The following is a 25,613-nucleotide window of genomic DNA, read 5'->3' as shown; positions in this document are numbered from 1 at the left end:
GGAGGAAGAAATGAAACAAATAGACCATGTATTAAACACATTAGATAAGTCTTTTCTAAATAAAGAGTTTCCGCTATTAGATAACGAGAACTTTGATTTTGCCAAAGGGAAGCTTTCTCTATTTACTAGAGATGGAAATTGGCTGATCACGATTCAATTATTCGGTTTATCGAAGTTAGGACCGGCTATTGATTTTTTTGCGTTTGGTCATGAGTTGAATAATGGATCCATCAATTTTCTATTGGATGAGCTCTTTGTTTTCGGATCAGCATGATGAAATAATAGATGATGATGAGATAGAACCTGGATTCACCAAACAACCATTACGAATTAAATTGAATGGTGGCTATTTTAATGTTCAAATACCAGAGTCATGCCAATCTGATGTAACAGAGGAAAATGAATGGATTACTCTGTTAAGAGAAATGGCCAAACATCGAGATTTGCTGGATAGTTTATGGATGACAGATCAAGAACAATTTGACATCGTTCAGCATGTATATGATAAACCGCTCTATACAACTGAATCATGGTTTCATCCAGAAACGCATAGCCAACTCCCTAGTCAATCTCCTTTTTTTCAATCGGTTGCGAAGAGTTTGATCTATCAAGATCCAACATGCATTGTAAATATAAACACGAACACTGACTGGAGATTATGGTCAGATTTTGATACTGTGGAATATTTTTAGTTTCGTCTGATGTTTTAAATCGGTGAGGTGGAGCAAGTAATGAGAATCGTATTAGCAAAAGAGAAAAATCTATTCGAAGTAAATGAATTAATAAAGAAAATCAATTTAAACGTAGAAGAGTATCATTGGGTCATAAGTGATGTGACACTCCCAATGCTTCATGATCGGAATAATCAATCTCATTCAGAAGTCATGCCGGATTATACGGATTTTTTATTTCTGAAGGGTGAACATTTCAAAAAATTCTTACATGACTATTCTTATTCTTTTATTTTCGCTGTTTTGACCGCATTGCCTCGTCATGTAGATCATTTGAATATTCATTCAATACCTCAAATTGAAGATAATGAACGATATTGGAACGTGAATTATACACCCGTTATCCCTCAAGCCGTGTTTGAAATCGGATTTTTTGATTCGACAGATGTTATTTTTACAGGAGATCAGAAAATCTTAAGCGAATTTCGAAAAAAAGCGGACTTTATTTCATTTGAAGAATATTTACAAATTCCGTGACACGATAAGAATAGAGTTCATTCTGAAAAAATAGGGGAATACGTTAGGGGAGTGAATGAGATGTTTAGCAGTATTGAGAAATGGATCGATTATTTAGATGGTGTCTGTGAGGTACTGGCATTCTCATTTGATTTTTTTCGTAAAGAACTAGTCATAAACATTAGTATAAGTGAAATAAATGATGCTCGGTATCATGAATTGCGATTTATGAATGTGGCGAGTCTTTATTATAATGGGGGTGAAGGTAATGATAGATTTGAAGAATTGATACAAGAAGAGATGAATTGGCAAATTTTTGAATGTAGTTACCATCCTAATGGGATAGGGAACCTTAAAAATGTACTTCTTGAAGAATTTGATTCAAATGCAAATTTTCTATTTAACATCAATGGGATGTTACTCGCAATAGAATCGAAAAACGTATGTTTCGATTCACAAGAATTTATTTGCAGTGTATAGGAAGATCTCATTAGCGTCTAAATAAGAATTAAAAACAATGAGAGATTGGGGAAAAACCATGAGAATCAGCCGTGATAAACAAGGTTTATTCGATGATGTAAAACAACGTTATCAATACTTATTAGATTCATCTTATCCAGATGAAATCGTCTCTTTTGAAGAGGAAACTGGTATATGTTCAGATGATTTTTATATGTTTTTTTCACTTGTTGCAGGCAGCTTAAGTTATGTGGTCGATCATAAACGAATACCGAAAAAACAGTTAAACGTGCTGCGTCAGTCATTTGAAGAGCAATATCCCCAAATCAAATCGTATCAACAGATCCTTGAATCATATCCTTTATTGCACTCCTATGTTCAATACCATGAAGAAACAAGAAAACAAATCATTGCACTGATACAATAACCTCTTGGCGGACAAACGATGACATGGTTTTTAGATGAAAAAGTCCAGAAACAAATCCCTCATTTCAATATCAACCATCTAAAGCAAATCAATGAATTTCACTACTTTAAAGAGTATAATGAACATTACGACTTGATCAACGGTATTCATCTACACATCCCATACGAATCTGCAACCCATAAAGCAGACATTCATCTGAAATTTACCAACGTCTCTTCTGTTCAAATCAAAGATTTGGAGTTAACAAACGATTCCTATCTTTTTTTGAACATTCAACTTTTGGATAGAGGCTGGGAATATTTGAATTACTTTGTCGAAGATTATGAAGAACAGTATTTTTCTTTTTACTGTCAAACGGTTCAAGTCATACAAGTCGTATCAAATGAATCGGGCTAGTCGCTCTACATATGTGCGAATCATACTTCCCCATCCCAACACAGAAAGGTGCAATGACATTGAATCGAATCATGAAATGGCTCTTATTTGCGGCGGTCATCGCTGGATTATTGGTATGCGCATTCTTTGTGTTCCGTTTCAACCAGCCTAAGCCGACGACGAACATCCATTATGCAGACACACAAAATAAACAGCAAACACTGGATATATATATGCCAAAGGGAAAAGATGAAGACAAAAAGAAGAAGCATCCAGTCATGATCTATCTCCATGGCGGCGGCTGGACAGGCGGCGATAAGAATAGAGTCGCTTCAAAGGCCGATTATTTTACGGGTCAAGGGTATGTGTTTGTTTCAATGAATTACAGGCTTCACCCTGATGCCAACTTCGAGCAGATGGCAGATGATACGGCAAGCGCTATTAAATGGGTCAAGGATCATGCAGATGAATATCAAATCGATTCGTCAAAAATCAATGTCATGGGTCACTCAGCGGGCGGTCATTTGACGGCATTGGTTGCTACAGATTCGACTTACTTAAAACGTGTGGGGCTGTCGCCAAAAACGATCAATTCTATCGTGATTTTAGATGGACCGTTAAACATCAATCAATTTATACAAGCCATTCCCTCGTATAAAAAAGTGTTTGGCAAACAGGAGAAGAACTGGACAAAGGCATCACCTGTAACTTATATGAATCAAACGAATGTTCCGCCTGTTTATTTGGTCACAGGCTGGGAAAATCCTGAAGTGTACCGATTTGCAGAAAAACTCAATCATGATCAAGGCTCTCGGTTTGTGTTTCGGGTTCATTCGCTGAGCCACAGTGATTTAAATAAATGGTTTGGATCTGACAGAGCGCCAAAAGAAGCGCAAGAGATGACAAAGGCTGTGATGGCTTTCGTCAAAAAACAAAATCAATAACAAAGACTGTATGCTAGGGCAATCCATTTTGCCGAAGTATATGATAAAGTGGTTTGAAATTAAAGGAGTGTATGTTGTTGTCATCACGTATGGAAAATAAAGTGTTCAATTGCGAAAAAGAGCTGACGCTGAATATTATCGGTGGTAAGTGGAAAATGCTGATCTTATGGCACCTTGGCAGAGAAGGGACAAAACGGTTTGGTGAGTTAAAGTCGTTAATGCCTGGGATTACGCAAAGAATGCTTGTCAATCAGCTAAGAGAATTAGAGGAAGATCACATTGTGCACCGGGAGGTTTATCCTGTCGTTCCGCCAAAGGTTGAGTATTCTCTCACAGAACTCGGAGAAAGCTTAATGCCAATTTTAGAGGCGATGTATGATTGGGGCAAACAATATCTCGACAGCAATTTTTTAAAGGACGATAAATAGAAATACCTACAAATAGATACTGGTCGAAAGACAGTATCTTTTTTGTGCCCATATGCGAAAAAGTATAGTATGTAAAAAAAAAGTGCGTACTTGGATTGCTTCCATCCTGTTGTTATACTCATTTCATCGTTCAAGATGCCCTATTCACGGAGCTCTTGAAGATGAGATGAAAAAACGGGAGTGAACGTTCATGAAATTACAATTAGCGTTAGATTTAGTGAATATACCAGAAGCGATCGAGCTGATCAAAGAAGTAGAAGGATCGATCGATGTAGTCGAAATTGGAACACCTGTTGTGATCAACGAAGGCTTGCGTGCCGTCAAAGAAGTCAAACAGGCATTTCCAAACTTACGTGTACTCGCCGATCTGAAAATTATGGATGCTGCCGGTTATGAAGTGCAGCAGGCATCTGAAGCTGGAGCGGATATCGTCACGATTCTTGCGGCAGCGGAAGATATGTCTATCCAAGGAGCGGTGAAGGAAGCAAAAGCAAGAGGGAAACAAATTTTAGTCGATATGATTGGGATCAAAGATATCGCCGGCCGCGCGAAAGAGCTGGATGAGCTTGGAGTAGATTATATTTGTGTGCACACAGGCTATGACCTGCAAGCGGTTGGTCAAAACTCATTTGCTGACCTCATGACCATTAAACAAGTGGTCAAACAGGCAAAAACAGCGATTGCAGGCGGTATTAAGCTTGATACATTGCCTGAAGTCGTCAAATTAAATCCAGATTTGATTATTGTCGGCGGCGGTATTGCGGCTCAAGACAATAAAGCAGAAGTGGCTGCGCAAATGAAGCAGTTGATTGCACAATCATGAAAATAAGTGACTATGTGAGAGTAATTCTAAGCGAGCTTTCTGAACACTCGCCCGCGATTCAAGACGAACAAGCAGAGCAGCTTGTCAAAAGCATTTTAGCGGCTCGAAAGGTCTTCGTCGCAGGGGCTGGCAGGTCTGGTTTGATGGGAAAATCGTTTGCGATGAGACTCACGCATATTGGTCTCGAAGCTTATGTGATCGGTGAAACGAATACGCCTGCTTTTACATCTGAGGATTTATTGATTGTAGGGAGCGGTTCTGGCCGAACAGAGACGCTGCTTGTGCTCGCAAAAAAGGCAAGGGCGATTGGCGGAAGCGTGGCGTCGTTCACACTTTCAGCTGAGTCACCTATAGCTGATCTATCTGATGAAGTCATCTTACTGTCAGGTGCGCCAAAGGATCAACATGAAGGAAACCATCATACGATTCAGCCGATGGGGTCATTATTTGAGCAAACTTTGCTTCTTATGTACGATGCGGTCATCTTGAGATTGATGGAAATGAAAGAGCTCGACACCCATAAAATGTACGGTCACCATGCGAACTTAGAATAGCCATGATGAAAACCTTTCCTTTTTTGAAGGAAAGGTTTTTTTAATACATGGAACTTAAAAAGAAGGATCACTTGACATAAAGGATAAGATGTAACTATAATAGTTACATCTCGAAGAAAAAACGTAAGCAACGGAAGGAAGATGAAGATGAAAGTGCAAATTTGGTCAGATATCGCCTGTCCTTTTTGTTATATAGGGAAAAAACAGTTGGAAACAGCGCTTGAGCAATTCCCTCATAAAGAACAGGTAGAAGTAGAGTTTAAAAGCTTTGAGCTTGATCCGAATGCACCTGTTGCAGTGGATTATGATGTGCATGATATGCTTGTCAAAAAATATGGCATGAGCCGTAGCCGGGCCATCGCGATGAATGAACAGGTGAAACAGGCGGGCAAGGAGAAAGGAATCGATTTTCAATTCGATCCACTCGTTTTGACAAACACCTTTGATGCCCACCAGCTCGCACAATATGCTGGAAAAATGGGAAAAGGCGATCTCGTCATGGGAGAGCTGTTTCAAGCGTATTTTACAGATGGAAAGCATGTTGGTGATCGTCAAACCCTTTTAGATATTGCAGAAAAAGCAGGTCTTGATCAGAACGAAGTACAGAAGGTTCTAGACGGGCAAGAATTTGCAGATGATGTGCGAGAAGACGAAAAAGAAGCAAGACAGCTTGGGATTTCTGCTGTGCCTTTTTTCTTGATCAATGACAAATATTCGGTTGCTGGTGCACAGCCAGCAGATACGTTCCTTCGTGCACTTGAAACGGCTTGGACAGAAGAGGCAGCGCAAACGGAGAAAGCGGCTGATGCTTCATTTGAAGAAGCATGTGCAGATGGCGTATGTGCAGTACCTTCACCTAAAGAAGAAGTATAATCGGCATTTTCCCTATCTTTGATAAAAGATAGGGATTTTTGTTGATTAATAATTAATATAACTTTATACTTAAGTTATCTTAATTATGAAGGTGATGACATTGACATCCAAAACAACGATGATCCAAGAATTAAACCAAATCGAAGCGCGCATCCATCAAAAGCTCCGATTAGAGTTTGAAGAGTTATTTGTAGATGAGTTAACTGATAAGCAGCACATTGTCCTTGATTTCGTAGAGCGAAAAGGGGGGAGCTCACCTATTCAAATTGCTCAGCAACTAGGCATCACCCAAAGTGCTGTGAGCCAGTTGTTAAACACGCTTGAAAAAAAAGAATGGGTTCGCCGCAGCATCAACCCGCAAAATCGTCGGGAATTGCACGTTGAACTTTCTGAAAAGGCAAAGACGTACTTGGAGAATATGAGAAAGATAGAACTTGCGATCATTGAAAAATACTATTCAAAATTAAGCCTCGAAGAGATCAACACATTGACATCCATTTATACAAAGCTAGATCAATTGATTGTAGATCAAAATGAAGGGGAAGGATGATGATCCATTGATGATGCTCAAACAAGAAGTACAGCGAATTGCCTCTTCTTATACGGAGAAAAAGAAACAGGCACTGCTTGTGATCGGCCTGATTCATCAAGGAGAAAGACACGTTTTTCATTTCGGAGATCACCCGATACAGCAGCGCGTCCAGCCTGAGGAGGTCATTTTTGAAATCGGCTCTATTTCAAAAGTCTTTACGACAAGTATATTGGCAAGCATGATTCAAAAAGGGCAGATGAAGCTAGACGATTCCATTTCACTGTATTGTCCTGAAATAAAAAAGAATCACCCCATCCAATTGGAACAGCTGGCAACCCATACGTCTGGACTTCCTTCACATCGTTTTCTCAGAGATTTACAACTAAGGTTCCTTCCAAAAGTGAGAAGAGATATGTACTGTCAATACTCCCTTGATGAATTAATGAAACTGTTACACTCGAAAAAACGGAATGAGCGAAAGGAATACCCATCTCGTTACTCCAATGTAGGGATGGGACTCCTCGGGTTGATTATGGGATGGTCTCTTCACAAAACATATGAAGAGTTGCTGACTGAATATATCGTGGATGAGCTGAAACTATCGAACACCTTTATTACGATCAAGGAGGACGTCAAAGAGAAGATGATCCTCGGTCATCAAGAGAATGGAAAAGAGGTTCCTCCGCTTCAGATGCATGACTATCAAGGGGCTGGTGCGATTCGTTCGACGATCACTGATTTGCTTTCATTTCTCTCTGCACATATGAGTGCAGACGCCACTTCTCCATGGAAAATGACCCACGAACCAAAGGTGAAGATAGGGCAAAACATGTCAATGGGACTCGGGTGGGTCATAGATGATACGGGATTGATTTGCCATAATGGTGCAACTTCTGGTTTCTCCAGCTTCATGGGCTTCCGCCCGCATTCAAAAACAGGAGTAGTCGTCTTGTCTAACTATCGCAATCGTATCACGCAAGACTCTCCTGACCGAATTGCCTATGATGTGATGAATATGCTTGAACAAGAGCCTAAAGCCAAATGAGCCTTCTATGAAGAGGGCTCATTTTTTCTTGCGTTCAGTTCTTTAATCGTTTCACCAGGAACGAGTTCAGGCTCATAAAATGTTCGATCAGGCAGGTTCTTTTTCCCTTGTACGTGTTTAATCATCCAGTCTGCCGCATCTCGTCCCATTTGCTCTTGAGGGTGTGTCAGCGTTGTCAGTTTCACATGGGCATTTTTTTGGGCAATATACGAGTTATCCTGTCCAATAATGGAAAGATCATCTGGAATAGATAAACCCATTTCACTACATACATTTGCTACTTCTAACCCGACTTCATCGTTATAGCAAACAAGGGCGGTCAGCTCATGCTGGTGTGCTTGTAAAAAGGTTTTGATATGATCCCCTAAATACTGCTTCGATTCTGTATCGAAAAAAAGGACATGTTCTGGTAGGAAATTGAGCTTCGCTTCACCGAGTGCCTGAATATAGCCTTTCATTCGATATTTTCCTTGTAAATCATCTGTTTTTGAAATCAGTCCAATGTGCTGATGTCCAGAGGTGATCAGCTCCTTTGTCGCTAAATAGCTGGACTTTACATCATCCAAACAAAGGAAGGGAACTTCTAACTGCTCATAGTAGGCATTGATCATAATAAGCGGGACATCCTGCTCTTTAAAGGATAGGTAGTACGAAATGTTTGGATTATATAAGTTGCTTTTTGTCGGTTCGACAATTAATCCGTCCACACCAAAGGACAGCATCATTTCAAGCGCTTTTTTCTCTTGCTCCACATCGTTATTTGTACTCGCCAGTAACAAAGAATAGTTCTCTTCATTTAATCGGCTTTCGATGCCCCGAATGATCGACGGGAAAATGTAATCGGATATGTATGTGGTGATGACGCCAATCGTTTTCATATGAGCATGTCCAGCAGGTTTTGTTTGATATTGATTGGTGACAAATGTGCCTGAGCCTTTTTCGCTTCGTAAAAAACCTTCACTCGATAATTCCAAGATGGCTTTTCGCACCGTATGTCTGCTTACTTGATACATCTCTTGTAAGCTTGATTCGGTTGGAATACGCTCCCCGATCCGGTAATCCCCTGTCAGTATTTTGCTTTTTATATCATCTATAATGATCTGGTACTTCTTTTTCATCGTTTCACTTCTTTCACAGTTGATCCTCTACTCGGGTTGAGAAGAACTTGTATGGACATATTTTAACATGGTTGCTTAATCAAAAACAGGCGCTTACAATGTCTATCGTCTGTTCCTTAGAGAATATGAAAGTTTTTGTCTAATTATGTATGCACAACTGTATTTATTATTGACATATGTACGTACAAATATTATATTGTTTTTGTGCACAGGTAAAGGTGAATCAAACGAAAAAGATATTTGAAACCGCTATCATCTTGGAGGTGAACAAAATGAATCGTGAAAAGACGGCCAAAGTCATTAGAGAAGGCAGGACATCTTTGGGCATTGAATTTGGTTCCACACGAATTAAAGCGATTTTAATAGATGAAGAGTTTCAGCCAATTGCGCAAGGTGCATTTGAATGGGAAAGTTCTCTTCAAGAAGGAATATGGACGTACAATTTAATTGAGATCATTACAGGTCTTCAAGTGGCATACCGTCAGATGAAAGAACAGGCTGCACAATTGTATGGGGTGACGATTCAAACCATTGGCTCCATCGGGATATCTGCGATGATGCATGGCTATGTCGCCTGTCATCATACAGGAGAAGTCCTCGTCCCGTTTCGAACGTGGCGGAATGGAACAACGACCGAGGCGAGTCAAAAGCTAACGGATGTATTCCAATTTCATATTCCAGAAAGATGGAGCATTGCTCACTTATATCAAGCGATATTAGGAGAGGAAAAACATCTGTCCCGGTTAGAGTATGTGACCACTTTGTCCGGCTACATTCACTGGCTGTTAACAGGGAAGCAGGCCATCGGAATTGGCGATGCGTCGGGAATGTTCCCCATTGATGAAAAAACGAAGGATTACAACGAAGTGATGCTTCATCAATTTGAAGCATTGATTGCAGAAAAAGGCTACCCGTGGAAGCTACGTCATCTTTTGCCGCGCATTTATTTAGCAGGCGAAGAAGCTGGTGTGTTAACAGCAGCTGGAGCAGCGATTTTAGACCAAGGCAAACAGTTGCAGCCAGGTATCCCTTTTTGCCCACCAGAGGGTGATGCAGGAACAGGGATGGTCGCAACAAACAGTGTGGAAAAGAGAACTGGGAATATTTCAGTTGGGACATCTGTATTTGCCATGATTGTGTTAGAGCATCATCTAAAAGGTGTGTACCCAGAAGTGGATCTTGTCACGACACCAGATGGCCTGCCAGTCGCGATGGTTCATGCCAACAATTGTACAAGTGACCTCAACGCTTGGATGAATCTATTCAGAGAAGCGTTTGAAGCAATGGGGCAGCCAGTTGAAACAGAAAGATTGTACGAAACCCTATTAAATCAAGCTTTAGAAGCAGATCATGATGGGGGCGGGCTTTTAAGCTATGGCTATTATTCTGGTGAAAATATTACGAGACTAAAAGAAGGAAGACCTCTTTTTATTAGATCTCCTCAAAGCCGGTTTACCCTTGCTAATTTCATTCGGACGCATCTCTTCTCTGCATTTGGCGCAATGAAAATTGGGATGGATCGTTTAAAAGCACATGAACAAGTCAAGATTGATCGCTTACTAGGACATGGCGGTTTATTTAAAACACCGATAGTTGGGCAAAAAATGGTCGCTGCTGCACTCGGGACACCTGTATCCGTCGTATCAACTGCGGGAGAAGGCGGTGCGTTTGGGATGGCGGTCCTTGCTTCATATATGCTCAATCACCAGCAGCAAACACTGAGCCATTTTCTCAAGCATCAAGTATTTGCCCATACATTAGAAGAGCTTATTGATCCTGATCCACTGGATGTCAAAGGTTTTGAGGCATTTATAAAGCGCTATCAAGAAGGACTCCCGATAGAAAAAGCGGCAGTAGAACATTTGACGCCACAGAAAGGAGCGGCACCTGTATGTTAGAGCGGTTAAAAGAAGAAGTGTTTCAAGCGAATCTAGATCTACCAAAGTACGGACTTGTGAAATTTACATGGGGCAATGTCAGTGCGTGCGATCGTGACAGTGGACTGTTTGTCATTAAGCCAAGCGGCATAGCGTATGACAAATTATCAGCAAAAGACATGGTCGTGGTCGATTTTGACGGTCAAGTGGTCGAGGGAGAATTCAATCCTTCTTCCGATACTGCCACACATGCTGTTCTTTACAAACACTTTGAGGAAATTGGCGGCATTTCACATAGCCATTCAATGTGGGCAACGGTATGGGCGCAAGCTGGACTTGATTTACCAGCAATGGGCACAACACATGCCGATACATTTTACGGACCTGTTCCGTGCGCTCGATTTCTCACAGAAGAAGAGGTGAATCGCGGGTATGAGGTGGAAACAGGACACCTGATCATTGAAACGTTTGAGAAAAGACAGATAGATATCATGGCGGTTCCTGGTATTTTGCTGCAAGGTCATGGTCCCTTTACGTGGGGAAAAGATGCAAAAAGTGCGGTAACGAACAGTGTCATTTTAGATGAAGTAGCGAAAATGAACCTGTTTGCAAAGCAATTGAACGAATATGCGGAGCCTCTTCCGCAGGTGATTTTAGATAAACATTATTTAAGAAAACATGGAACACATGCGTATTACGGACAAAAACCTTCAAGATAAAGAAAAGAGGGATTTCTATGTTAACAAGTCAGAAGAAAGAATGTTGGTTTGTCGTCGGTTCACAGCACTTATATGGGGATGAAGCACTGAAGCAAGTGAAGGCAGATGCGCAAAAGATAACAGATGCCTTAAATGAGAGCGGTTTGCTGCCTTATCCAATTATTCTGCAGGAACTGGCGGTCAGTGCGGATCAAATCACACAGCTGATGAAAGAGGTGAACTATCGTGATGAGGTCATCGGTGTGATGACTTGGATGCATACGTTTTCTCCAGCAAAAATGTGGATACGTGGTACGTCTCTTTTGCAAAAGCCTCTTTTGCATCTCGTCACGCAATACTATGAAAACATTCCGTGGGACACGATTGATATGGACTATATGAATCTCCATCAATCGGCACATGGAGACAGAGAGTACGGCTATATCAATGCACGTTTAAATAAGCAAAACCAAATCGTTGCAGGTCATTGGTCGAAGCAGGAGGTGAAGCAGCAAATCGCTGATTGGATGGACGTTGCGGCTGCCTATCATGAGAGCTTCCACATCAAAGTGGCCCGGTTTGGTGACAATATGCGCCACGTTGCGGTGACAGAAGGAGATAAAATTGAAGCGCAGATCCAGCTGGGCTGGACCGTTGATTACTTTGGAATTGGCGATCTTGTGAACTATGTAAATGCTGTGGAAGAAGCAGAAGTTGATGCTCTGTTTGCTGAGTACTTAACGTTATATGACGTGGATTATGGGAGTTATTCGGCGGAAGAATGGGAACAAAGTGTAAAAGTGCAAGCACGATATGAAATTGCCATCAAACGTTTCTTAGATGAAGGCGGCTACAATGCCTTTACGACAAACTTTGAAGATCTACATGGCATGAAGCAGCTTCCGGGTTTAGCCGTTCAGCGGCTGATGGCAAAGGGATATGGCTTTGCGGGTGAAGGGGATTGGAAAACCGCCGCACTGGATCGTTTATTAAAGGTGATGAGCCATCATCAATCCACAGGTTTTATGGAAGATTACACATATGAAATGACCTCTGGTCAGGAAGCAGTGCTGCAATCTCATATGTTAGAAGTAGATCCAGCGCTTGCACATACAAAACCTGTCATTGTCGTGTCTCCGCTAGGCATTGGAAACCGGGAAGACCCAGCACGTCTTGTGTTTGATGGAAAAGCAGGCGAGGGCGTTGTTGTCTCCATTGCTGATTTTGGAACACATTTCAAATGGCTGATTCAAGAAGTGGAAGCCTTTGAGCCGCAGGAAGCAGCACCACATTTACCGGTGGCACGAGTCCTCTGGAAAATCAAACCGAACTTTCAAGATGGCGTCAAAGCATGGATTAAGCACGGCGGAGGTCATCATACAGTCGTATCTCTCAATTTAACGGTTGATCAAATTGTTCATTTTGCAAAGCTTGTGAATGCAGAATATGTGGTTTTATAAAGAAGGGTGAAATGCATTCTACTGTGAACGGTAGAATGGCAGGGAGAAATGAAAGCGGTTTATTAAGTGAGGGGGGTCATCCACTTGGAGAAAAAAGTATCAAGTAAATTTATCTTCTTTTTCGGGTCCTTTGCAGGCATCTTATTTGGATATGATATTGGCATTATCGCAGGAGCGGAAGGGCACATTCAGGAAGAATTTCAGCTCAGCCCGTTATGGCTTGGCATCGTCGTTTCTTCATTAATGGGCGGGGCGATCATTGGTTCCATTTTAAGCGGTCTAATGGGGGATAAGTTTGGCCGCAGAAAGCTCATTTTGGTGTCATCGATTATCTTTTTTGTCGGTGCGCTTGGCTCAGCCATTGCACCAGAAGAAATCTCATTAACCATTGCCCGAATTTTCTTAGGAACAGCTGTAGGGACAGCCTCATCGCTCGTGCCTGCTTACATGTCTGAAATCGCTCCAGCCAAAATCCGCGGGAAATTGTCTGGCCTGAATCAGCTGATGATTGTGAGTGGATTATTGCTTAGCTATATCGTCGCATTTGTGTTTGAACCCATTCCAGACAGCTGGCGCTGGATGCTGGGAAGTGCTGCTTTATTTGCGATCGTGCTTTATATTGGCATGCTGAAACTTCCTGAATCTCCAAGATATTTAATTAAACACGGAATGGCTCATAAGGCACGTGAAGTATTAGGATCACTTCGTTCATCACGTGAAGAGATTGAAGCAGAAATGCAAGAAATTTTAGAAGTAGCAAAAGAAGAACGCTCAGGCATTCGTGAATTATTTCAAAAGAAATTCCGAATGGCTCTCTTTATTGGAGTCGGAATGGCGACACTCCAGCAAATACAGGGGGCGAACTCCATTGTGTATTATGCAACGAGTATCGCAAGAAATGTAGGTCTTGCTCCGCAAGTTGCCGCAGGTTTTACCGTCATTGTTGGTGTCATATTTGTTGTGACGACCGTAACCTTTTTACAATTCGTCGACCGGTTCGACCGCCGAACGATTCTCACAGTTGGGGGAACGGGGATGGCCCTGTCTTTCTTTGCACCAGCGGCATTAGGTGCGCTCGGAGTGAGTGAAGGTATATTAAACTGGGTCACATTGATTTCACTTTGCTGCTTTATTTTGTGCTATGCCTTCTCATGGGCACCGATCACATGGATTATCATTGGTGAAATTTTCCCACTTTCTGTCAGGGGTATTGGAGCGGGCATTTCCTCTGCCTTTAACTGGACGGGATCATTAGCAGTTGGCCTTGTGTTCCCAATCTTGGCTGACCAATTCAGCTTTGGCGTCATTTTCTCCTCATTTGGGGTCATCTGCTTAATTGGCCTGTTGTTCACCCGCTTTGTATTAGTCGAAACAAAAGGAAGAAGCTTAGAACAAATCGAAACCGATATGGCTGCACGTGTCTAAAGGCAACCATCTATCCACACAGGATAGATGGCTTTTTTAATCAAGTATTTGTTTCAGTTCATCTGGCAGTAAATCCATTAATTGATCAGGTGAGGATACGTCCAGCACTTCAAGAAGCGCATAATATTTCGCATAAATTTCACTCAGCTGATCAGGATGATTTGCTTCATATCGATTCAAATGCAATTGCGTCAGTTCAAGTGCAATGTCCAGTTTGTTTCGTTCGATGGTTTGTGTTGTGTTGATCAAATCGTTCACCTCTTATTTTAAAGTTATTGAAAAATGTTACGGTGCAGTTCCGCAGCTTACCTTATATTCATGGTCTTCTACCTTTTTTGAATAACAGACGGAAGGCGTCATTCCCGTCTCACTTTTCCAAGCCTGCCAATACACATCATACAGCTGACCATATTGAGGGTCTACATCGTCCTTTTTTTGCAAAATAGCAAAATAGCTTTGGTAAGGGTAGCCTTCTTGATAAATGGCATGCCGTATCGCTCCTCTCTCAGTCGCATTTGTAAAAACCATAGGCGACAGCAAGGGAAGGGTGATAACTACGACGAGCAGGATGAAAAATGAAAAAAGTTTATGTCTTGTCTTCATCAATGAATGTCCTTTCCTTCACAAGAGATCATTTGTATAATATGTTAAAATTGTCCTATTGTAAAGAAAGAGACTACTAGATCACCAGCGGATTTTATCAAAAATAGACAAGCATCTAATCACTAATCGCGCCTCTTACATACGATAGAGTGTAAGTGAAAGACAACTTGAAGGGGTGTTGAGATGAGCCGGAATCGATTAGACAATTTTTTCTTTGGACCTCGCAGGGGGAATCATGGAGAAGTTGAAACGGTTGTATCCCCTACACGTCAAATTGTCAACACGACAACAAATGTACAAACGATCAGAAAGATTCATCCAACTCATATCACAAACGTCAATAAAAACATCAAAAGAATTGAAAACTACTACCCTGTGACGCAATCTACTCGAAATGAGTATATTGTGGAAGAATATGACTGTGGCAGTGATATCAAGAATCCTTGCTGCCGCCCGGTCAAACGCTGTAAGTGGTAGTTTAATGGTAAAAAGAAGTGAGGCATCCTGTGATGGGATGCCTTTTGTATGTTTAACGCTCTATTTCATTTAGTTGTCCGTGATCAAGCTCGAAAAAACGATTTCCTAATTCTGAATAAAGGTAGCGCTGATGGCTTGTGAATAAAACACACTGATCAGAGAATTCTTCTTTTAATAAAGAAATAGACTGCATTTGAGATGCCTCATCAAGAGATGTAAAAGGTTCATCAAGAATGATTAGCTCTGGTGATCTGGCCGCCATACAATTAAAGAAAAGCTTATATCTCATGCCTAGTGAATATTGTTTGACAGGCATCTTAAGTGCATGAGTTAAATCAAATGCATCACAAAGCGAGAGAAAGGTCTTTTTGTATACCTCTTTTTCTGACTGATTCATTTTCCATAGCGACTGTATAAGAGTCATATGCTCGATACCAGTCAGCGCATCATAAACCAAAGGCTTATCTGGAATGTACGCGACCAACCCTTTAAAAAGAGCTGACCCAGGATGATGCTGTTCATTGAGTAAAACCGTTTCGGATACTGAAGGAAGCAGACCTGCGATGATCTTTAAAAGTGTCGATTTACCGCTGCCGTTTTTCCCGATAATACAAGCACGATCACCTTCTTTCAGATGAAAGGATACTTGATCAAGGAGGGGAGAGCTTTCTTCAGTTGTTTCATAACGAAAAGATAGCTGAGACACTTGCAAACTAGACATTGATAAATCCTCCAATAACAAAAACAGTGGTCACCAGCATATACAAGATGACGGTCGCAAGGGCGGCTTTTTTTGATCCTTTAGCATAATAAATGATCCCATCATATAGGATGCGTAAAAGGTACAAGTTGATCAAAAAAGAAACCGTTTGGATGAAGATAAAATAATGATCTAAATCGAGTACCATCACACAATAGATTGCTGCGCTATTCACTAATAGAAGAAACGCATTATAAAGCAAGATGACAAAATACATTTTGCGCAAAATAAACGTTTTATGAAAAAAGTACATATAAATCGAAGTCACGACAGTACCGAGAAAATTCAATATGAAATAAAGCGGGATTGTCAGTAAAAAGATAAACACAATGCTGGCTAATTGTTTTCCAGCAGATAAAGGCTCCTCTACTAACAAATCAATGATAAAAAATGTTAAAAAAACAGTCGAAACAAATAAAGATAGTAAGACAAGACCTACAATGGTTTTGATCGATTGATGTTGATTGAAAAATTGTTTAGGGCGTAGAAGTAGCTCCATAGAACCACATTCTCCTTTCTTCTAAGATAGATGTACATGGCTGACATATTCCTCTAAAAGAGAGGCAATCAACAAGAGCACTACAGCGGAAAAGATTAACTGAACCACAGTCCGAGTCAGCTTTCTTACATCAATGGCCTTACCTTTCATAAACCGGTAAAGATAAATAAATGGAAAAGCACTGACGATTGAAAATAGGATCAAACCAAGAACCTCAACAAAAGCATGCGGCATGAGGCCAGTGAATAACTGCTGCACTTCATGCTGAGCTATCAAAAACTGAATGAGTTTTCCAATGATATAGCCATTATAAAAAAGAATGCCCGCAGACATAATGCCGCCAGTAAAAGCCCCGATACCTAGAATGGCAAGCCCAACCTGTAAATTGTTTGAAAAAATAGAGAGAAAAAATATGTTTTCATCCTTTTTTAAATAAGGAATCTGATCATAAGGAAGGAGGCATCCAATGAGCAAAGCTGCAATAAATACACCGGCGTAAAAATAGCCGAGACGTAGAATCAATCTATTCTCCGATAGAAAATATCTTATTTTTTTCAACATACTCAATTCCTTTATTAATGGTCTTGCGGCATAATATCCAGCAAATCACTGAAACGATCACAAAATATATAGCGAACAGCACGTTTACGAGCCCTGAGGATTTCTGCAATATAGGGAGAAAAGAGGTCAAAATCAAATAGTACATGAAAGGCAGAACAAGAAAGTTTCTGGCAAATGCCTGACCTTTATCGATGATCTCTAGTTCCTCATTTGTTGTCCCTATTTCATGCTCATGAATAAAATTGAATTTCGTTGTGAATGGAAACAAGTAAAGCTGAATCAAAGGAAAAATGAAAAAGCCAACCCCTAATACCACCAGTTGAATGAGCATCTGAACATGAAACAGTTGATACACGGTCATAATAGATAAATTAATGAATAGTAAAAAGAGCGCTGGTATGGAAAATAAACAATAAAATAACTGGATTTTTGATAAGAAAAATTGCAAAAGAGATATTTGAGAAAGCTCGTAAAGCCAAATGTTCTTTTTTTCAGCACTTAAAGTAAAAATAGAAGGTGTCAGCATTCTCATCTCATAAGATTGATTCGCTAGTATCATAATATTGAGTGTGAATAGCAGCTGAATTTGCAAGGCTTGATGATCGATGATCGAGATCAATCCGGTAAAAACACCAATATAAAAGAAGGCTTCATATGATATGAACATATAATTAAAAAATTCTTTAGATAAGAGCCACCTTTTTTCTTTCAGCAGCTTGATGTCTTTTTGGATCAACACATTTTGTCTAAACAGCGAACCCTGAATTTTATGCAGTACTTGAAAGTACCAATAAAATAAATCCCGAAAATGCTTTGAGCTTTGGTCTTGATCTTTTTCCGTTGGAATCCATCGAACAGGACTTCTCATGACAAGCGCACTACCTAGTATCACAACAATCAATGTAATAGGTGAATTAAAAAGGGCTTGAAATTGTAGAAAAACAGAGCCATCTGAAAATAAAGCATGTTGCATTTGCTGAAGATCATGTTGATATAAAGAGATCAGCTTGTTTGAAAGAGTGATCCAAAACGAATCCTCTGCAAGCGATGAGATCGATTGAAATAGTTGCCGGAAGGTGTGATAAAAAGGGAAAATGATGTTTAATATGAGAACCCTTCCGAAAAAGAAAAAAAGCAAAGCGATGCTTGCAAAAAAGAGGACACGAATGGCCCCGATTTTTTTCACGACGATGTTATAAATATAAGCACCGAATATCTTATTGCTGATGATAAATAGGAAGATACTTGTCAGCATCACATTGACATGTTTTAACCAGAATGCCAGATCGTGTGTTTGAACAATATCATATTGGAACAAAAAATAGATCAAATAAGTGCTCAAACTCGTAAAAACAAGCCAAATCAATTCTGAAAACAGAAGTGTTTGAAAAAGTTGTCTAGAGGAAACAGGTGCTAGCTGTATCAATTCTTTAAAAGGAAGAAGATGAGTTCTTCTATAAGATTCAATTCCTTTGACGATAGAAAATAGAAATAAAAACATCACAAAAGCACTTTCCCATTCTATTTGATAGACGGGGGAGTAAAGAAATGAAGATATAACGAATACAATCATGCATCCGAATATGATATCAAGAATACAAGAAAAAAATATGTACTGTTTTGAAGAAAACGACTTGAGAAATGGAATTTTTCGTATAACGTACTGAGCGATATTAGAATACTGCTGCTCCAGTCTAATGGATAGAAGTAGTGATAATAAAGGATATAACATCTTCTCACCTTCACAAAAATTTAAATAGAAGGAGAACAGAGTCTCCTTCTATTGAGTCGTTAAATAAATTACCAAGCGATAACGGCTTTACGGCCTTTTTTCTTAATTTCGTTTTTAAGGTATTGACGAATTGTCTCTTTACCAGCCGCAGCAATAAGAGAAAGACCGCCTGAACCTACAGCAGTTAAAATGGAGACAATTGTAGTGACAGCTCCACCCGCTTCAACCACATTAAGAACCACAGCGGCAACACTGCCTGGAATACCAAATTCTTTTGCTAGATCAGCAACTGGCAGTACTTGTAGCGAGAAGGAAAAAAGAGCTAGCATAAGGAATCCTACTGCTAAAGCACCAAAAAGAACATGTAGTTTGATTTCATTTCTTGTTTCTGTCATATCAAATTCCTCCCTTTTTTGTCTTTTTATTACTATTATATCTTATGATATGTTTTTGTTCATATCAATCCTTTTTTTTCTTTTTTTTCATGAATTAGTTATAGGTTAATATAAAATAAGTGAAAAGATAAGTGAGAAAAGAATCGTTTTGGATAGGGAATATCGAGTGAACATGATCAAAATGACCTTGTTTTCACAAAAACGAAAGAGAGCCTAAAAGTCTATAAGAAATGTGCTATATGTAAATGAACCAATATTCTTTGATCAAAAGCTTCTTTCAAGATAAAATTGGAAGTATCAATTCATTCTGATGGAGGCGATTTTCTGAATATTCGATTGTTAACACCAGAAGATGCTCAAGAATATGCGAACTTGAGATTAGAAGCACTCCGATTAAATCCAGAGAGTTTTGCTATGAGTTACGAGGAAGAGAAGCTAGATACGAAGAATAAATATAAGGCTCGTTTTGCCTCTACACAATCTATGTGGACATTCGGTGCCTTTCATCAAGGTCAGCTGGTCGGCTCGGTTACACTCATACAAGAAACCTTGCAGAAATTAAAGCACCGTGCCAATGTGGTAGCGATGTATGTAACGGCTAATGGACGCGGAAAAGGAATGGGGAAGGCACTTCTGACAAAAGTACTTTCTTTTGCACGCGAAAAAAAAGACATCGAACAAATATATTTAACAGTGGTCACAACAAACGACCCAGCCAAACATCTTTACAAGTCTGTTGGATTTAAGTCGTATGCGGTAGAAGAAAAAGCACTAAAAATAAATGGTGCATATGTAGATGAGGAAAAAATGGTGCTATGTTTATCATCGTTTGGAGGGGATATAAATGAGCCAGCCAGTCATGCGCATCACATTGGCAGCCGGACCAAATAGTGAGCTGGAATCCTTTGCGCTTCGTGCAGCACTTGAAAACTTTGGCGCAAAAGTCGATATGCATTGGATAGGCAGACCGAATGACCTGATTAATGTTTTATCCGGGAGGAATAGAGGCGAGACGGATTTCATTCTTTTATCCTTTCACGGAGAAGAAGGAGCGTTTCTCATGCCGGAGTTAGGAGAAGATGTATACGAAGAGGGTGAGCCGAGAGGTGCTGCTTTTGGTGCGGATGACATAAAGCGCTATGCTTCGTTAAATGGAGTCCACATTATATGTACAGGCTGTACACTAGGCGAAAAAAAGGTGGCAGAAGCTTTTTTAGAAACAGGGGCGATCTCCTATACAGCGCCCGATGACTACATTGATGGAAATGCGTCATTTATTTTTGTTCTCACCATGCTGTATGAGCTGGTGAACAACTCAAAAACAGTCAGAGCAGCTTTTGAGCAGGCACGCTCTATTGATGAAGAAACAAAGTTATTCCAACTGTATATGCAAAAATAAGGGCTGAGAGATCAAGCCCTTTTTATATGCCTCTCGTAAAATATGTCGAAAATGTGACAAATGTGTTTTTTGCAAACTAAAAGGGGCTGCGAAAAGTCTATCCTACAAACACACGTCATCCAGACAGGACGGCATCACGAGAGGAGAATCATTGTGTCAACGAAAGGGAAGATCAGTCTCGTCCTATGTGTACTTGCGGTCGTTATCGGTATCGCTGCGTTTTATCATAATCAGCAAGCAAGCGGGACAGAGAGGAAAAAAGTAGAACAAGATGCGAGCTACAAACAAGTTGAAATAGTCACACTTGTGAATGACGGGAAATTCATGAGATATGCTGTCAACTATCCGCTGTTTCATCAAGAAAAACTAGATCAGGAGATCAAAAGATTTGCAGAGACAGCGTTAGAAAGGTTTAAAACATCGTTTAGTCAAGCGAGTGATGTCAATGAAGAAAAACGATACGAATTAAATATCGATTATGAGATCATTCATTATGCCAAGCAAACCGTCGCAATCAAATTCAATACATATGAAGTGAAGGGCGGAAAGCAAGGCGTCAATCAAACGAAGGTGATGAACTTTGATTTCAAGAAACAGACATTTTTATCAATCAACGATATCTTTCTATCAAAGAAGGACAATCTTCAAAAATTATCTCATATGACTTTTGAGGAATTAAAAAAAGATCGAACGCTAGCTGAAAATCAGCCGCTGCTCAAACAGGGAACGTCTCCTGTGGCGAAGAATTATCAGTATTTTGCCATCAAGGATCGCTATATCGAATTCTACTTTCCAAGAGGACAAATCGCTCCAAATCATCAAGGCCCTCAAGTGTTAGCGATTAAGAAAACACTGCTGAAAGGAATATTAAAACCTGAATATATTAAGAAAGAATTGAACAAAAACGAGAAAAAAGAACCGATTCCAACAAGAAAGATTGTGAAATTTCCAAAAACATCCACATTTCATCCAAATCAAAAAGCCATTGCACTCACATTTGATGATGGGCCCAATCCATCAACAACCTCAAAAATTTTAACAGCATTAAAAGAGAACAAAGGACATGCCACATTTTTTGTATTAGGCAGCAGGGTTCAATATTATCCCGATATGTTAAATGAAATCAGAAAGGGTGGAAATGAAATTGGAAACCATTCCTATAACCACCCTTTGCTCACAAGACTCCCTTTAAAACAAGCGGTCAAACAAGTAGAAGACACGCAGCAAATCATTGAAAAAGCGAGCGGGTTCACACCGACTCATTTTAGACCGCCATATGGCGGGACAAACGGACAAATCAACGAAGCTCTTCACATGAAAGTGACCCTTTGGGATGTGGATCCTGAAGACTGGAAATATCGAAACAGCCAATACGTCGCGAACTACATTCTAGCCCATGCATCTAGCGGTGAAACGGTCTTAATGCACGACATCTATGACACCTCAGCCAACGCAGCCGTCACGATTATCAAAGAACTCACCAAACAGGGATATCAATTATTGACGGTGTCTGAGCTTGAGCAGTGGAAGGAAGCGCGTGAGAAGAAAGGTGAATTGAATACGTAATGATTATGCGAATCTTAGTAGATTCGCATTTTTTAAAGCATATTATGAAAATAAAGGGAAATCATGTTAAAGTGAGTGTAGAAAGGGAGGGCTTCGGATGGTATTCATGAGGTTGATTAGCCTATATATGCTGACAGCATTTAGTTTGGGTTTTATCGTTAACTATGTACCTGGTTTGATGCTGCCCATCTATATACTTGCGATGATCGGGCTTATTTTATGTCTCGTTCATATTGCGCTGCATTATATTCAACGAATCAGAAATATGTTGTTTCATGAGAAACGGTAAGAATACTTGCGTACGCTAAGAAACCTCTCTCTAAAAGAGTGAGGTTTTTATTTTTGCGGTTTTTGATGTTCTAACAGTTGTATATTTTTCTCATTTGATTCTTTCATTTGTCTTAATAACGAAACGATATTCCAAGTAAACCAAATGAGGACAATCAGTAAAATGATGATGATCCACATGCTGGGGCATCCAATCTGCTGAATGCTTCTTTTTGCATGTATCAAGGATACCGTATAATGAATGTATTGAAATGAACAGTTCGTGCTATTTATTCGACAATTGATGTAAACAAAGAGCGATGAAGGTAGATATATTTGAAACGAGTAGATGTAGTATCAGCTATTATTTACGATACGGAAGAAAATATTTTAGCAGTTAAAAATGTAAAGGGATATTGGGAACTGCCGGGTGGGGCTGTAGAAAAAGGCGAACACCTGCATCAAGCCGTGATACGCGAGGTGAATGAAGAGACAGGGTATGTTTGCAAAGTAAATGAAATTCATTCGGTTCGAGAAGCAGTCTTTCAAGACAAAAAGCATCATGCTCTGATAATCACCTTCTTTGCTGAAAGCACCGGAGGGCAAATAGATATTCTCGATCCGGATCATGATATTGAAGAAGTAAAATGGATCAGCAAGCAAAACTTTCAAAAGTTAAACCCAAAGTTATATAACTTATTAAAATTAAACGAAGACCCACAAGCTTTTTATCAATTTGAAGAAAATAGAACAGTTGGTTAACAAGTTGATATAGGTATGAAGGAGAGATATGGATGTTTTTATACTACGGCCCCACAGGAGCTCCAGTAGAAAATCCGAGAGAAGAATTCATGAAAAGAATTTTCTTTCAGGAGGGTGAAGAGTATTGGAAACAAGGAAACGGTGAATCTTCCATTGAGATAGAAGAAGATTGGGAAAGTGAAAGTCTAGTTTTCTTTTATACGGAACCGTATGGGTTCTTGATCATGAGATATCCAAATTTTTTGGTCCCTTTTAAAAAGGGAGAAAAAATTGAAACGATCGAGCATTTGGTCGCAGGCGCCCCATTGTATGTGCCGTCATGTAGCTACATCAATCGGGATCAAGCTTATCAAATCGTTCACCATTTTTTGACGACAAAAACAGTTCCTGACCTTGTTGAATGGGTAGAGTTGAGGGATATTGATTTTCAGTATGATAAGAAAAGTTAGAGGGAGCAAGATGAAAGTGAGTACATATGAGAAGTTACATAACTTAGATGAAACTATGCATTTACATGTAGGGTATGATGAACATGGTTTTGATTATGAAGGCGTGTTTTTTTAGAGTTTAGATAGGAAATGTACAAAAGGTTTGTTTGATCAAGTTCCAAGTGAGGAAAGAGGAGAATATTCAAGCAACTGACAGATCACTATCCTGAATTGAAAATAAAAGTAACATCAGAACGAGATCCAAGTGTCCCGTACCCAAGAGATACTTTATCTTTTGATGTTAAAAATGGTGTTACAGAAAATGTCGTTAAAATAAAAAAATAGAAAAGAGGCTATAGAATGGATTTTATCAATGACATTAGTGAAGAAGCTAAAGTTGCACTAGGCTTAGCAATAGCCGAAAAAATGTATACATTCATAGATAAAGAAGATGATGGTTACCACATAGGAGAAAAAGCTTTAGAAGATTGCTGGAAATGGCTTTCTGGTAAAGAGTTAAGTGCAGATGATTTATGTAACTACATAGATAGTGAAGATTATATGGATGTAGCCGAGTTCGCAAATAAAGAAAAAGATGAACAAAAACAATATGGCTGGTATTCAGTATTAGATGCGGTTTCTTATACAGCTTATCAAGCGTATAAACGAGAAAATAAAAAATTTGTTCCGCAAGTGCTAGAGATAATAGATGATGAAACATTGAATACACTTTGGGAAAATGCTATAGAATCAAAAATGATTGATATAGCTGAACTGAAAACCCTAACGAAGTATCTAATTGGTCATTATCCTAGCAAATATCAAGATAATAACAAGTTATATTTAATTAACAAAGAGGATCTCCCATTAGGCAATTAAATAGAATACGGCTATTTTTAATAAGTAATACAGAAAGACATTAGCTTAGAGATAAAATAAAAAACAGACCTCATATGGTCTGTTTTTTATCCACTAACAAGAAGGATTCTTTTACAAAATTCAAATCACTTCCCCTTCTCCCGCTTCCGTTTCTCCTTCTCCGCCCGGTAAAACTCATGAAACATCTTCATCAGTGCGCGTTTCTCTATCCGAGACACATAGCTCCGCGATATCCCGAGCTCCTTGGCTATTTCCCGCTGCGTTTTCTCTTTCTTTAAGTCCAAACCGAACCGGCCGACGATGACTTCTTTTTCCCGGCCGTCGAGAATGTCGATATATTCTTTTACTTTTTCAAGCTCCATGTTGAGCTGAATGGTATCAATCACGTCTTCATTTTCTGATTTTAAGACGTCAATTAATGAAATTTCGTTGCCTTCTTTATCCTGACCGATGGGGTCATGCAGAGAGACGTCCTTTTTTGTTTTTTTGAGTGCGCGTAAATGCATGAGGATTTCGTTCTCAATACACCGCGCAGCATATGTTGCCAGCTTTGTTCCTTTTCCAGAGGAATAGCTTTCGATGGCTTTAATGAGTCCGATCGTCCCGATGGAGATGAGGTCTTCAGCGTCTTCCCCGGTATTTTCAAATTTCTTGACAATATGGGCGACGAGCCGAAGGTTATGTTCAATCAGCATGTTTCTTGCGTGTTCATCGCCCTCTGCCATAAGGGCTAAGTATTTTTTTTCATCATCTCCCGAAAGGGGCTGTGGAAAGGCATTGTTTTTGACATAGGACACTAAAAACACCAATTCTTTGACCATCAATCCCATCGCTGTAAATACTCCTGCCACGATTTTCACCTCCACCATGTTTAGGCCGCTGCCTATATCCTCAAATGTATGTGAAGGAAGGATTGTCTGTGTCTGTACGATGAAAAAATCATCTTATCTGAAAGAAACGTGCTTCTGTGCGTATGTTTTTGCTGCCCCTCTCATATGTTTGCGGTTTCTTTGCGGTGCTTGGCGGTCTAGAAGCGTGCTAAAATATGTAATATTAGACC

The 25,613-nt window shown here is 39.8% G+C and carries 35 protein-coding genes; 25 read left to right on the top strand and 10 right to left on the bottom strand.

Annotation, left to right across the window (positions count from 1 at the left end):
• The first annotated feature begins 10 nt into the window (after positions 1-10).
• The 13 genes from ACNO7B_RS12020 to ACNO7B_RS11960 all read left to right on the top strand — a co-directional run bounded on the left by ACNO7B_RS12020 (position 11) and on the right by ACNO7B_RS11960 (position 7,647).
• The gene (locus ACNO7B_RS12020) at positions 11-274 is read left to right on the top strand and encodes a DUF7003 family protein (protein ID WP_417901547.1); all 264 of its coding nucleotides are present in this window, start codon (positions 11-13) and stop codon (positions 272-274) included.
• A complete protein-coding gene (locus ACNO7B_RS12015) occupies positions 255-692 on the top strand; it encodes a DUF7003 family protein (protein WP_417901546.1) in 438 nt (145 codons plus the stop codon). Before ACNO7B_RS12020 ends, ACNO7B_RS12015 begins: the two co-directional genes overlap by 20 nt.
• 39 nt (positions 693-731) lie before the next feature.
• Positions 732-1,208: a hypothetical protein gene (locus tag ACNO7B_RS12010; RefSeq protein ID WP_417901545.1), complete on the top strand. Its 477-nt coding sequence runs from the start codon at positions 732-734 to the stop codon at positions 1,206-1,208.
• A 60-nt stretch (positions 1,209-1,268) separates the two neighbouring features.
• Complete coding sequence (locus ACNO7B_RS12005) at positions 1,269-1,667, top strand: hypothetical protein (protein ID WP_163116333.1); 399 nt, start codon at positions 1,269-1,271, stop codon at positions 1,665-1,667.
• 58 nt (positions 1,668-1,725) lie between these two features.
• Entirely contained in the window at positions 1,726-2,073 is a 348-nt protein-coding gene (locus ACNO7B_RS12000; protein WP_417901544.1) for a YxiJ family protein, read from the top strand.
• 18 nt (positions 2,074-2,091) lie between these two features.
• Positions 2,092-2,469 carry a hypothetical protein gene (locus tag ACNO7B_RS11995; RefSeq protein ID WP_417901543.1) on the top strand — a complete coding sequence of 126 codons (378 nt, stop codon included), beginning with the start codon at positions 2,092-2,094 and terminating at the stop codon, positions 2,467-2,469.
• 53 nt (positions 2,470-2,522) lie between these two features.
• Positions 2,523-3,392 carry an alpha/beta hydrolase gene (locus ACNO7B_RS11990; RefSeq protein ID WP_046526843.1) on the top strand — a complete coding sequence of 290 codons (870 nt, stop codon included), beginning with the start codon at positions 2,523-2,525 and terminating at the stop codon, positions 3,390-3,392.
• A 71-nt stretch (positions 3,393-3,463) separates the two neighbouring features.
• Positions 3,464-3,820 carry a winged helix-turn-helix transcriptional regulator gene (locus ACNO7B_RS11985; RefSeq protein ID WP_029708013.1) on the top strand — a complete coding sequence of 119 codons (357 nt, stop codon included), beginning with the start codon at positions 3,464-3,466 and terminating at the stop codon, positions 3,818-3,820.
• 190 nt (positions 3,821-4,010) lie between these two features.
• The gene (gene hxlA, locus ACNO7B_RS11980; RefSeq protein WP_017367666.1) at positions 4,011-4,643 is read left to right on the top strand and encodes a 3-hexulose-6-phosphate synthase; all 633 of its coding nucleotides are present in this window, start codon (positions 4,011-4,013) and stop codon (positions 4,641-4,643) included.
• Positions 4,640-5,197, top strand: a complete 558-nt coding sequence (gene hxlB / locus ACNO7B_RS11975) for a 6-phospho-3-hexuloisomerase (protein WP_417901542.1) — start codon at positions 4,640-4,642, stop codon at positions 5,195-5,197. Before hxlA ends, hxlB begins: the two co-directional genes overlap by 4 nt.
• A 147-nt stretch (positions 5,198-5,344) precedes the next feature.
• Positions 5,345-6,070, top strand: coding sequence for a DsbA family oxidoreductase (locus tag ACNO7B_RS11970; RefSeq protein WP_035390904.1), 726 nt, complete (start codon positions 5,345-5,347; stop codon positions 6,068-6,070).
• Positions 6,071-6,164: 94 nt separating this feature from the next.
• Positions 6,165-6,620, top strand: coding sequence for a MarR family winged helix-turn-helix transcriptional regulator (locus ACNO7B_RS11965; protein ID WP_230680590.1), 456 nt, complete (start codon positions 6,165-6,167; stop codon positions 6,618-6,620).
• Positions 6,621-6,630: 10 nt separating this feature from the next.
• On the top strand, positions 6,631-7,647 hold the full coding sequence (locus ACNO7B_RS11960) for a serine hydrolase domain-containing protein (RefSeq protein ID WP_417901857.1): 1,017 nt from the start codon (positions 6,631-6,633) through the stop codon (positions 7,645-7,647).
• 5 nt (positions 7,648-7,652) lie between these two features.
• Here the strand turns inward: ACNO7B_RS11960 and ACNO7B_RS11955 are convergent, their stop codons facing one another.
• Complete coding sequence (locus ACNO7B_RS11955; protein WP_417901541.1) at positions 7,653-8,765, bottom strand: substrate-binding domain-containing protein; 1,113 nt, start codon at positions 8,763-8,765, stop codon at positions 7,653-7,655.
• A 272-nt stretch (positions 8,766-9,037) separates the two neighbouring features.
• Between ACNO7B_RS11955 and ACNO7B_RS11950 the strand changes: the two genes are divergently transcribed.
• The 4 genes from ACNO7B_RS11950 (at position 9,038) to ACNO7B_RS11935 (ending at position 14,225) form a co-directional block, all read left to right on the top strand.
• Positions 9,038-10,663: a xylulokinase gene (locus tag ACNO7B_RS11950; protein ID WP_417901540.1), complete on the top strand. Its 1,626-nt coding sequence runs from the start codon at positions 9,038-9,040 to the stop codon at positions 10,661-10,663.
• Positions 10,657-11,361, top strand: coding sequence for an L-ribulose-5-phosphate 4-epimerase (locus tag ACNO7B_RS11945; RefSeq protein WP_017358058.1), 705 nt, complete (start codon positions 10,657-10,659; stop codon positions 11,359-11,361). Before ACNO7B_RS11950 ends, ACNO7B_RS11945 begins: the two co-directional genes overlap by 7 nt.
• A 17-nt stretch (positions 11,362-11,378) precedes the next feature.
• Entirely contained in the window at positions 11,379-12,800 is a 1,422-nt protein-coding gene (araA, locus tag ACNO7B_RS11940) for an L-arabinose isomerase (protein ID WP_019743625.1), read from the top strand.
• 84 nt (positions 12,801-12,884) lie between these two features.
• The gene (locus ACNO7B_RS11935; protein WP_417901539.1) at positions 12,885-14,225 is read left to right on the top strand and encodes a sugar porter family MFS transporter; all 1,341 of its coding nucleotides are present in this window, start codon (positions 12,885-12,887) and stop codon (positions 14,223-14,225) included.
• A gap of 36 nt (positions 14,226-14,261) precedes the next feature.
• Here ACNO7B_RS11935 and ACNO7B_RS11930 read toward each other — a convergent pair whose 3' ends face one another.
• Positions 14,262-14,483 (bottom strand): hypothetical protein, encoded by a 222-nt coding sequence (locus tag ACNO7B_RS11930; protein ID WP_223255645.1) that lies wholly within the window; start codon positions 14,481-14,483, stop codon positions 14,262-14,264.
• A 27-nt stretch (positions 14,484-14,510) separates the two neighbouring features.
• Positions 14,511-14,828, bottom strand: coding sequence for a hypothetical protein (locus tag ACNO7B_RS11925; RefSeq protein WP_048003119.1), 318 nt, complete (start codon positions 14,826-14,828; stop codon positions 14,511-14,513).
• 183 nt (positions 14,829-15,011) lie between these two features.
• Here ACNO7B_RS11925 and ACNO7B_RS11920 point away from each other — a divergent pair, with 183 nt between their 5' ends.
• Positions 15,012-15,305, top strand: coding sequence for a CotD family spore coat protein (locus tag ACNO7B_RS11920; protein ID WP_017358055.1), 294 nt, complete (start codon positions 15,012-15,014; stop codon positions 15,303-15,305).
• A gap of 52 nt (positions 15,306-15,357) precedes the next feature.
• Here ACNO7B_RS11920 and ACNO7B_RS11915 read toward each other — a convergent pair whose 3' ends face one another.
• The 5 genes from ACNO7B_RS11915 to ACNO7B_RS11895 form a co-directional block, all read right to left on the bottom strand.
• The gene (locus ACNO7B_RS11915; RefSeq protein WP_417901538.1) at positions 15,358-16,026 is read right to left on the bottom strand and encodes an ABC transporter ATP-binding protein; all 669 of its coding nucleotides are present in this window, start codon (positions 16,024-16,026) and stop codon (positions 15,358-15,360) included.
• Positions 16,019-16,564: a hypothetical protein gene (locus tag ACNO7B_RS11910; protein ID WP_417901537.1), complete on the bottom strand. Its 546-nt coding sequence runs from the start codon at positions 16,562-16,564 to the stop codon at positions 16,019-16,021. The genes ACNO7B_RS11915 and ACNO7B_RS11910 overlap by 8 nt, the downstream gene beginning before the upstream one ends.
• Before the next feature lie 21 nt (positions 16,565-16,585).
• The gene (locus tag ACNO7B_RS11905) at positions 16,586-17,086 is read right to left on the bottom strand and encodes a stage II sporulation protein M (protein ID WP_417901536.1); all 501 of its coding nucleotides are present in this window, start codon (positions 17,084-17,086) and stop codon (positions 16,586-16,588) included.
• A gap of 1 nt (position 17,087) precedes the next feature.
• Positions 17,088-18,626 (bottom strand): hypothetical protein, encoded by a 1,539-nt coding sequence (locus tag ACNO7B_RS11900; RefSeq protein WP_417901535.1) that lies wholly within the window; start codon positions 18,624-18,626, stop codon positions 17,088-17,090.
• Between the two features lie 299 nt (positions 18,627-18,925).
• Positions 18,926-19,252 (bottom strand): uberolysin/carnocyclin family circular bacteriocin, encoded by a 327-nt coding sequence (locus tag ACNO7B_RS11895; RefSeq protein ID WP_017358050.1) that lies wholly within the window; start codon positions 19,250-19,252, stop codon positions 18,926-18,928.
• A gap of 288 nt (positions 19,253-19,540) precedes the next feature.
• Between ACNO7B_RS11895 and ACNO7B_RS11890 the strand changes: the two genes are divergently transcribed.
• From ACNO7B_RS11890 to ACNO7B_RS11875, 4 genes are all read left to right on the top strand, one after another.
• The gene (locus ACNO7B_RS11890) at positions 19,541-20,143 is read left to right on the top strand and encodes a GNAT family N-acetyltransferase (protein WP_366963508.1); all 603 of its coding nucleotides are present in this window, start codon (positions 19,541-19,543) and stop codon (positions 20,141-20,143) included.
• Positions 20,097-20,651 (top strand): delta-aminolevulinic acid dehydratase, encoded by a 555-nt coding sequence (locus tag ACNO7B_RS11885; RefSeq protein ID WP_366963510.1) that lies wholly within the window; start codon positions 20,097-20,099, stop codon positions 20,649-20,651. Before ACNO7B_RS11890 ends, ACNO7B_RS11885 begins: the two co-directional genes overlap by 47 nt.
• Before the next feature lie 153 nt (positions 20,652-20,804).
• Positions 20,805-22,217: a polysaccharide deacetylase family protein gene (locus tag ACNO7B_RS11880; RefSeq protein WP_417901534.1), complete on the top strand. Its 1,413-nt coding sequence runs from the start codon at positions 20,805-20,807 to the stop codon at positions 22,215-22,217.
• Between the two features lie 97 nt (positions 22,218-22,314).
• Complete coding sequence (locus ACNO7B_RS11875) at positions 22,315-22,506, top strand: hypothetical protein (protein ID WP_035702712.1); 192 nt, start codon at positions 22,315-22,317, stop codon at positions 22,504-22,506.
• 47 nt (positions 22,507-22,553) lie between these two features.
• Here ACNO7B_RS11875 and ACNO7B_RS11870 read toward each other — a convergent pair whose 3' ends face one another.
• Positions 22,554-22,685 carry a hypothetical protein gene (locus ACNO7B_RS11870; protein WP_272951266.1) on the bottom strand — a complete coding sequence of 44 codons (132 nt, stop codon included), beginning with the start codon at positions 22,683-22,685 and terminating at the stop codon, positions 22,554-22,556.
• A gap of 135 nt (positions 22,686-22,820) precedes the next feature.
• Between ACNO7B_RS11870 and ACNO7B_RS11865 the strand changes: the two genes are divergently transcribed.
• The 3 genes from ACNO7B_RS11865 to ACNO7B_RS11855 all read left to right on the top strand — a co-directional run bounded on the left by ACNO7B_RS11865 (position 22,821) and on the right by ACNO7B_RS11855 (position 24,553).
• Positions 22,821-23,246, top strand: a complete 426-nt coding sequence (locus ACNO7B_RS11865; protein WP_144625364.1) for an NUDIX hydrolase — start codon at positions 22,821-22,823, stop codon at positions 23,244-23,246.
• 32 nt (positions 23,247-23,278) lie between these two features.
• Positions 23,279-23,695, top strand: coding sequence for an Imm1 family immunity protein (locus ACNO7B_RS11860; RefSeq protein WP_144625367.1), 417 nt, complete (start codon positions 23,279-23,281; stop codon positions 23,693-23,695).
• 339 nt (positions 23,696-24,034) lie between these two features.
• Positions 24,035-24,553, top strand: coding sequence for an Imm6 family immunity protein (locus ACNO7B_RS11855; RefSeq protein ID WP_417901533.1), 519 nt, complete (start codon positions 24,035-24,037; stop codon positions 24,551-24,553).
• A 125-nt stretch (positions 24,554-24,678) separates the two neighbouring features.
• Here the strand turns inward: ACNO7B_RS11855 and sigK are convergent, their stop codons facing one another.
• A complete protein-coding gene (gene sigK, locus ACNO7B_RS11850; protein WP_058014952.1) occupies positions 24,679-25,407 on the bottom strand; it encodes an RNA polymerase sporulation sigma factor SigK in 729 nt (242 codons plus the stop codon).
• Positions 25,408-25,613 lie beyond the last annotated feature (206 nt).

Origin of the sequence: Bacillus sp. AK25 (assembly GCF_048270685.1) — a bacterium.
In the GTDB taxonomy this organism is placed as follows: Bacteria; Bacillota; Bacilli; order Bacillales; family Bacillaceae; genus Bacillus; species Bacillus altitudinis.
Note: the sequence above shows the minus strand (reverse complement) of the source record. Positions and strands in the feature narration are given on the sequence as shown.

Excerpts from the sequence above, each read along its gene's own strand:
- ACNO7B_RS12020 (WP_417901547.1), top strand. The coding sequence starts at position 11 with ATGAAACAAATAGACCATGTATTAAACACATTAGATAAGTCTTTTCTA.
- ACNO7B_RS12010 (WP_417901545.1), top strand. The coding sequence starts at position 732 with ATGAGAATCGTATTAGCAAAAGAGAAAAATCTATTCGAAGTAAATGAA.
- ACNO7B_RS12005 (WP_163116333.1), top strand. The coding sequence starts at position 1,269 with ATGTTTAGCAGTATTGAGAAATGGATCGATTATTTAGATGGTGTCTGT.
- ACNO7B_RS12000 (WP_417901544.1), top strand. The coding sequence starts at position 1,726 with ATGAGAATCAGCCGTGATAAACAAGGTTTATTCGATGATGTAAAACAA.
- ACNO7B_RS11995 (WP_417901543.1), top strand. The coding sequence starts at position 2,092 with ATGACATGGTTTTTAGATGAAAAAGTCCAGAAACAAATCCCTCATTTC.
- ACNO7B_RS11990 (WP_046526843.1), top strand. The coding sequence starts at position 2,523 with ATGACATTGAATCGAATCATGAAATGGCTCTTATTTGCGGCGGTCATC.
- ACNO7B_RS11985 (WP_029708013.1), top strand. The coding sequence starts at position 3,464 with ATGTTGTTGTCATCACGTATGGAAAATAAAGTGTTCAATTGCGAAAAA.
- hxlA (WP_017367666.1), top strand. The coding sequence starts at position 4,011 with ATGAAATTACAATTAGCGTTAGATTTAGTGAATATACCAGAAGCGATC.
- hxlB (WP_417901542.1), top strand. The coding sequence starts at position 4,640 with ATGAAAATAAGTGACTATGTGAGAGTAATTCTAAGCGAGCTTTCTGAA.
- ACNO7B_RS11970 (WP_035390904.1), top strand. The coding sequence starts at position 5,345 with ATGAAAGTGCAAATTTGGTCAGATATCGCCTGTCCTTTTTGTTATATA.
- ACNO7B_RS11965 (WP_230680590.1), top strand. The coding sequence starts at position 6,165 with ATGACATTGACATCCAAAACAACGATGATCCAAGAATTAAACCAAATC.
- ACNO7B_RS11960 (WP_417901857.1), top strand. The coding sequence starts at position 6,631 with ATGATGCTCAAACAAGAAGTACAGCGAATTGCCTCTTCTTATACGGAG.
- ACNO7B_RS11955 (WP_417901541.1), bottom strand. The coding sequence starts at position 8,765 with ATGAAAAAGAAGTACCAGATCATTATAGATGATATAAAAAGCAAAATA.
- ACNO7B_RS11950 (WP_417901540.1), top strand. The coding sequence starts at position 9,038 with ATGAATCGTGAAAAGACGGCCAAAGTCATTAGAGAAGGCAGGACATCT.
- ACNO7B_RS11945 (WP_017358058.1), top strand. The coding sequence starts at position 10,657 with ATGTTAGAGCGGTTAAAAGAAGAAGTGTTTCAAGCGAATCTAGATCTA.
- araA (WP_019743625.1), top strand. The coding sequence starts at position 11,379 with ATGTTAACAAGTCAGAAGAAAGAATGTTGGTTTGTCGTCGGTTCACAG.
- ACNO7B_RS11925 (WP_048003119.1), bottom strand. The coding sequence starts at position 14,828 with ATGAAGACAAGACATAAACTTTTTTCATTTTTCATCCTGCTCGTCGTA.
- ACNO7B_RS11920 (WP_017358055.1), top strand. The coding sequence starts at position 15,012 with ATGAGCCGGAATCGATTAGACAATTTTTTCTTTGGACCTCGCAGGGGG.
- ACNO7B_RS11915 (WP_417901538.1), bottom strand. The coding sequence starts at position 16,026 with ATGTCTAGTTTGCAAGTGTCTCAGCTATCTTTTCGTTATGAAACAACT.
- ACNO7B_RS11910 (WP_417901537.1), bottom strand. The coding sequence starts at position 16,564 with ATGGAGCTACTTCTACGCCCTAAACAATTTTTCAATCAACATCAATCG.
- ACNO7B_RS11900 (WP_417901535.1), bottom strand. The coding sequence starts at position 18,626 with ATGTTTTTATTTCTATTTTCTATCGTCAAAGGAATTGAATCTTATAGA.
- ACNO7B_RS11895 (WP_017358050.1), bottom strand. The coding sequence starts at position 19,252 with ATGACAGAAACAAGAAATGAAATCAAACTACATGTTCTTTTTGGTGCT.
- ACNO7B_RS11885 (WP_366963510.1), top strand. The coding sequence starts at position 20,097 with ATGAGCCAGCCAGTCATGCGCATCACATTGGCAGCCGGACCAAATAGT.
- ACNO7B_RS11875 (WP_035702712.1), top strand. The coding sequence starts at position 22,315 with ATGGTATTCATGAGGTTGATTAGCCTATATATGCTGACAGCATTTAGT.
- ACNO7B_RS11870 (WP_272951266.1), bottom strand. The coding sequence starts at position 22,685 with ATGTGGATCATCATCATTTTACTGATTGTCCTCATTTGGTTTACTTGG.
- ACNO7B_RS11860 (WP_144625367.1), top strand. The coding sequence starts at position 23,279 with ATGTTTTTATACTACGGCCCCACAGGAGCTCCAGTAGAAAATCCGAGA.
- ACNO7B_RS11855 (WP_417901533.1), top strand. The coding sequence starts at position 24,035 with ATGGATTTTATCAATGACATTAGTGAAGAAGCTAAAGTTGCACTAGGC.